This window comes from Geminocystis sp. CENA526, from assembly GCF_050753365.1.
GTDB lineage: Bacteria > Cyanobacteriota > Cyanobacteriia > Cyanobacteriales > Cyanobacteriaceae > Geminocystis.
Genome location: NZ_JBLZFY010000165.1, coordinates 1 through 5,903, shown reverse-complemented (window position 1 = coordinate 5,903; position 5,903 = coordinate 1). Strand labels below are relative to the sequence as shown.

At 33.2% G+C, this 5,903-nt stretch carries 4 protein-coding genes; 1 reads left to right on the top strand and 3 read right to left on the bottom strand.

Translation table 11 applies throughout. The features are described 5' to 3' along the window. On the top strand, positions 1-1,200 hold a 1,200-nt coding region (locus ACN4EE_RS21740), incomplete at its 5' end, for a hypothetical protein (RefSeq protein ID WP_431708606.1). Between the two features lie 156 nt (positions 1,201-1,356). Here ACN4EE_RS21740 and ACN4EE_RS21735 read toward each other — a convergent pair. The 3 genes from ACN4EE_RS21735 to ACN4EE_RS21725 form a co-directional block, all read right to left on the bottom strand. Beyond that, positions 1,357-2,343 (bottom strand): AAA family ATPase, encoded by a 987-nt coding sequence (locus tag ACN4EE_RS21735; protein ID WP_431708605.1) that lies wholly within the window; start codon positions 2,341-2,343, stop codon positions 1,357-1,359. Continuing rightward, positions 2,340-2,999 carry a nicotinamide riboside transporter PnuC gene (gene pnuC / locus ACN4EE_RS21730; protein ID WP_431708604.1) on the bottom strand — a complete coding sequence of 220 codons (660 nt, stop codon included), beginning with the start codon at positions 2,997-2,999 and terminating at the stop codon, positions 2,340-2,342. The genes ACN4EE_RS21735 and pnuC overlap by 4 nt, the downstream gene beginning before the upstream one ends. Before the next feature lie 451 nt (positions 3,000-3,450). Further along, positions 3,451-5,265, bottom strand: coding sequence for a ParB/RepB/Spo0J family partition protein (locus tag ACN4EE_RS21725; RefSeq protein ID WP_431708603.1), 1,815 nt, complete (start codon positions 5,263-5,265; stop codon positions 3,451-3,453). Positions 5,266-5,903: the final 638 nt, after the last annotated feature.

Sequence of the window (5,903 nt, the reverse complement as noted above, 5' to 3'; positions counted from 1 at the left end):
CCTAATTTGACTAATTCCTTACTCAGTATCGCTTCTAATCCGCTCATGGGTAGTGTTAACGCTGGAGTTAATGCCATTGGGCATACCGTCACCGTCAATCAGTTAATGGGATTAAATACCAAAGTATCCGCTATGCAACAAACCCTATCTCAAGTCATGGGATTAAGCCAAATTGCGGCGGGGGCAAGTGTGCTAACTTTAGGGGTAAGTGTGGCAGGTTTTGCTTATATGGGTTATAAACTTCATCAGATGCAAAAATCAATTAATCACCTTCAGCAAACGATGGAAACAGGTTTTAATAAAGTAGAAACTCGTTTAAATCGTCTTGACGAGAAGATGAGTCAAGGTTTTAATGTCGTTGTTGAAGGTTTAAATCAGGTTAATAGTCGTTTAGATGTGGTTTCTGGGCAATTAGCTTATTTATATTTATTGGTGCAGGATAGTCGAGAAAAACAGGAAAATCTAGGGAAAGCGATTTCTAAAATTCACAAAATGATGTTAATTAAAGAAATTACTACCTTACAAGCAGAATTAGAAGTTTTAAGATTATTTCCCGATGAATCCCCTCTATCAGCGATAAAAACGGCTAAGAATACTCGTTTATTTTTAAGTAATCAGGCGACGCAGTCAACCCCAGAATTAGAGGCAGAATTGCTATTAAATAGTGATGTATCAATTCAAGGATGGGCGGTTGCTATCGTCACCGAAGCGCATTTACTGTTACAAATGGGGGAACATCAGGTAGCAAAAGGAATGTTACGGGAGGAGATTGGGAAATTTAAAAAAATGGCTCATAATTGGAGTAATAGCCTGATAAAAGAGGGTAATTCGTCATTGTCAACGGCGTATCGTTTTTCCGCTTCTCCCTTTGCAGAATATATCACCCCCGAAAGAGTTACCAGAATTAAGGAAATTTCCCCTAGTGATTTTAGTTTAAATCAGGATCAACTAAGAGGCAAAAAAAATGAGGCAAATGTTGAGTTTGAAATGTCTTACGCCCAAGAAAGATACCCTAAATCATGGATACAAAAACAGATTGCGATCGCAGAATATTTAGACGGATTGAGCGAATTATTAGCAAGATTAGAGAGTTTAGAAGCCTTTGCGAATTTGTGCGAAAGTCGTAACCTGAAAAGCAGTAAGGAGATTTTGCCTGATGAAAATACCCCTTCGGGATTGTATTTGTTACCTGCGAATTGAGATTTCTTAAAGCTCTAAAGAGCTTACTACAAACGGTTCGATCGTTGAAAGTGGTGGAGTTCGATCGCCAAGGGCGGAGCTGCGCGATCGAGTTAATATTTATGAATAACCGAACTTCCCCCTTTGACAAAAACGAAAACCTATATACCTCAAGTATTATAGCCAATTAAAGTTATGTTCTATGTCTAATAGTGAGTCAATTAATTTAACTGCTTTTAACATTCTTGATTCATGACTTCCGCCAATGATGTGATAGGGTTTATTTTTTTGTTTTAAAACATCAATAAACCATCCGTGCATAGTCGATCTTAAATTTTCACTTTCTCTAGTTCCATCTTGTATAAAACCAAAATCAGGCTCTGTTAAAAGATAAAGACTATAATCATGAGAATCGGCGATCGCTTCAACTTCTTTACTATCCTCTCCTAAATAACGTCTATGCCAAATATAAGTTGCTAAAGCATCTGTGTCAGAAATAATTATACGGTTAGCCTTTATAGCTAAAGCATTTTCTAACTGAAGTTGTCCTTTAACAATCTCTAAAAATTCGTAAGTATCCCATTTTGTTGGATATGGAATTGATCTTCTTCCTTCCCAATAATAGCGACCATATTCTGGAATCCAGACAGTTTGATAGTATTGAGCTAATGCTTGAGCTAATGTTGTTGTTCCACTTGATTCTACTCCTAAAACACAAATACGTTTAGCAAAATATGCTTTAGCAGGAGGAGTGAGCATTTGCCAGTATTTATACAAATTTGACCTTAATAATGTTCCTGAAATCGGAAATTTAACCCTTTGTAAATCAATAGTTTGATGTTGGCAACCCATTAATTCCGCCCAAGGTTTTCCATAAGTTTCTGAGGTAAAAGCAATATCAGGTTTATTGGGCTTGAGAATTTCTAAAGTTCTTTTTGCCCAAGGTTCAGGAGATTCAGGTAAATCATCAATTACTTCTATCACTTCTACATCTGGATGTAAATATTTAATCCATTGACTTCTTATACTTCCTGCGATCGTCTGTTGACTATGATGACAAACAAGAACAATTAAATGATCAACTTGTTTTTTTGCTTCTGTTATTAGATAGTTATGCCCCAAATGAAAAGGATAAAATTTGCCAATTGTAACGCCTAATGTCATTGCTGATATTGTTCCCGTTCAAGTTTTTTGAATTGAATCAAACCTCTAACTGCCATTAATAAAAAAATAGCATATAAGAAACTGGTAAAATATAATGCTCTTGAAAGATAAAGCGGAATATAAACTATATCAACGACAATCCATAAATACCAACTTTGAACATAACGTTGCATTAAATATAATTGTGCAATAATGCTATAAACAGTAGTAAAAGCATCCCAAAATGGTGCTGAACCGTTTAATTTTATTAAGATTAATCTCAATGCCATTATTCCTAATATACTCAAAATAAAGCTAATTATGAGCCAAGAAAATTCTATATTTGTTATAGGTTTTTCCGTTTGATCCTTTCCTCCACGCCACCAAATCCAAATACCCTGAAAACTTGTGATTAAATAAAAAACTTGAAGACAAACTTCCCCATATAACTGTACTCGATAAAAAACAATACCATAAGCGATAACTCCAATTAAACCTAACCACCAACCTAATAACTGATTTTGAGACAATAACCAGACACTCCATGCAGAAAAAATCAAAGCAATTGATTCAAGAGGAGTTAATAATACAGGTAATTTAGTTTGCCATGAGAGAATTAGTAAAACAACACTTAAACTAATGCCAATAAAATTTAAAATCGTATTTTTTTTAAACAAAATTTCATCCCAAGCACATTATCAATAATTAGCATTTAACCATACAGTGATGACTATTACAGTTCGATTATATCTTTTAATTCCCCTAATATAAGACAAAAAAATATCTTTCTGATATATTAATATTAGGACTAAGGCTTATCATCATTTAACGGTAAAAACCTTGTCGGATAAATATTTTCCCTTATTTTAAATTGTCAAAGATAAAAGAGTAAAACTCTTATTAATAGAAGACTTATAAATTTAATTGATGACACGCTCTAGCTAAGTGCTAATCTTGTAAGCTAAAACGCCTTTAGGTTGAAACCCTAGACTAAAGATACTTGGGTTTCAGATGTTAAAACTGCCCATTAAATGCAATTGAGCTTAAAATAATATTCAATTTTTGGCTCAATCACAAAATCTGACTGGACGATCGAACCAACAGAATCAAAATGGTAAAATTTCCTAATCAGGATAACTTTTCGAGATAATTAGTTAAAACATCATTAATTAAATTTAAAGCATTAATTATCTCTGTTTCTTGATTTTCTGAAGATACAATAGCCAACATTTCGGACTTCACAAAGGTAAAACTTTCCCTTAATCTTTGAACATATTGTCTGTTATCTCGATCGTTCTTGGTATCATTATTACTTAGCTCAGTTTCATCGTTATCTCGAGTTCGATCGAGCAGTGTACCGTTGGCATCTTTATTATCCTTGTTTTCCTCCTTCATAATACTAGCATCCTCAGAAAGAGTATCGATCGAGCTGCGAGACTTTGTGTACGCCTGATCATCAATAGGATTATTAACTATTGTAACTTGTTCATCTGAAATATGAATTGTATCATTAATCTCAGGTTGATTACTATATGGAGGATTAATATTATTGCTAGAGGATTGAGTATTGGATAAAGTTGAAGATATTTTATCTACAGTATTTTGGGGATTTTCTGTTTTTTTAGACTTCTTAGAATTTTTACCAATATTACCAGTTTTCATTACTGTAGTATGTCCATCTTTATTAGTATAAGTTCGTTTTTCAGATTTCCTATTGGGATACAACTTCCGACGAATTTTACCCACGAAGGGATGGCTAACACCACACTGTTTAGCAATGTAATTGTCACACCAATCCATCCATTCCTCATTCTTTAACACAGTTTCTACAGCTTTTCTCTTATCTGCTGATGTTCTGCGTAAACCATGATTTGCGTTAGCACCCACCGAATAAAGGATAGCATCTGATTTTGAACCTTGTCTGACTTCAGCATTAATTTCCAATAAATCACATTTTTTAGTCGCCTCCAAACGATGAAATCCATCTGCTAAATAGTATTTTTCATCGTCAAAATATAAAATCACGGGAGGAAAATTTATCCCAGACTTCATCAATTCGGCATATTCTTTGATAATTTGTGAATCTAATTTACATCTTGACTGGGTTTCTGGAGTGGCGATGATCTTACTAATATCAACAGATTTTATAATGCCATCTTTAGACTTATTCTCCGCCAATGGTTTTACTGGATTATCATTAGTTGTTTTCATCATTGAATCACTAGACGAACTTAGATCCGATTCAGAACTATAATTCAGAGGTGATTGTTTATGTTCATCTGCTTTTATAGAATCAGAGGAAGACTTAATTAGTGAGTTATTATCAACATTCAAAGATGATTGATTATTTTCATCTACATTTGCACAATCAGGGGAAGACTTAATTAGTGAGTTATTATCAACATTTAAAGGTGATTGATTATTTTCATCTACATTTGCACAATCAGAGGAAGACTTGATTTCTGAGTTATTATCAACATTTAAAGGTGATTGCTCGTAATCATTAGTCTCAGATATTGTGTCAACAAAAGACTTACTATCAGATTCTTCATTACTATTTGTTGGCGATTTTTCATCTAAATTAGTTAAATTAGTCTCCAAATCAGAAATTTCTTCTTGATTTTTAGGAACCTGAATAGACATTTCTGAAACTTTAGACAGATTACCGTTATTTTTTTGTCCGACATCATCCTGACATTTAACTTCTTGTAATGTTGTTGTTAATTCTTCCGATTCGGAAAATAATTTAAGCTCCTTCGCTTCTGCTTGAATCCAGTATTCAGGCTTGTTGAGACTACTTCCTTTTTCAGTCAGTTTAATAATTTCACCATCAACAGCCATTACTTCACAAGTTTTTTTACTTAGTTGATGTTGTGTATCGGGATTTTTAAAAGTAACTATATCACCGACTTGAAAAGATGGATTAAATTGTACTTGAATCATTTTGAATCTCCTTTAGTTTTTATAATTCAGACAAACACTTGAAATCTTTACAAGTAATAAATTTTCGAGTGTCAGCCTTGTACTTTTTTTTAAGTTAGGTTGGGTGAAAAGGAGATGACAAAAACTGGGCGAATAATTAATGGATGGTTAACTAAGGGAAACTATATCTGGCAAGTCTTTTAAAAAATTGTCGGTGAAAATTTCTTAATATGTCTTAATATTAGTAGGGAAAAAAAAGAGTTAATTATGATCGATCAATTATCTCTTACAGCCGTTTTCAGATTAGACTTCTCCATAAATAATGGCGTAAAGCCGAGATACGTGTGAATTCAGACATTAATGTTAAATTTTCCTGACATTTAGCCCAAAAATGTTGATATAGCTTGGTTTGGAGAAATCTATTTGTGTAATAACTATAAACTTAAAGTTGCTTTAGACATGAAAGTATTTTAGGCACACTAACAAGATAATTATCTAATCTTTTCATATAAGTGGAAGATAACTTTGCCGAAAACAGAAGTGGAGTGGTTAAATTTAGCATCTCTCTAACCCTTTAAAAATCATACTACTTTCTATTGTACATTGCCGAAAATATAATTAACTCGGCAATGTTTCTTCAGTCTGTAGTTTATTTAGTT